The following is a 344-nucleotide window of genomic DNA, read 5'->3' as shown; positions in this document are numbered from 1 at the left end:
ATGGAAAAGTGAATGAATATCGTTGTACAAGAGGTACAAAAAGGCACAGGTGCTTTGAAAGTGATGGTGAAAGATTCCATCGACATTCAAGGTATGAAAACGATGGCAGGCAGCCAAGCGTTAATGAATACATCTGCTGCGACTCAAAATGCAGAAGTTGTGGATCGTATTTTGGCAGCTGACTGTCAAATTACTGGGAAAACCAATTTGCATGAACTTGCCTTTGGCATTACAGGCATTAACCATCATTTTGGTACGGCAATTAATCCTAAATATCCTGAGTTGATCCCCGGTGCCAACTTTTGAAACTCTTCAAGTGCTGCTGCTGCTACACCAATCCCGAC

General features: G+C 42.4%; 1 protein-coding gene. It reads left to right on the top strand.

Annotated features, from left to right (window positions below):
• Positions 1–12: 12 nt before the first annotated feature.
• A complete protein-coding gene (locus FLQ44_RS11300) occupies positions 13–306 on the top strand; it encodes an amidase family protein (protein WP_206208840.1) in 294 nt (97 codons plus the stop codon).
• Positions 307–344 lie beyond the last annotated feature (38 nt).

Origin of the sequence: Vogesella mureinivorans, from assembly GCF_007644035.1 — a bacterium.
Classification (GTDB): Bacteria; Pseudomonadota; Gammaproteobacteria; order Burkholderiales; family Chromobacteriaceae; genus Vogesella; species Vogesella mureinivorans.
Note: the sequence above shows the minus strand (reverse complement) of the source record. Positions and strands in the feature narration are given on the sequence as shown.

Coding starts and splice junctions, on each gene's coding strand:
- FLQ44_RS11300 (WP_206208840.1), top strand. CDS start 13: ATGAATATCGTTGTACAAGAGGTACAAAAAGGCACAGGTGCTTTGAAA.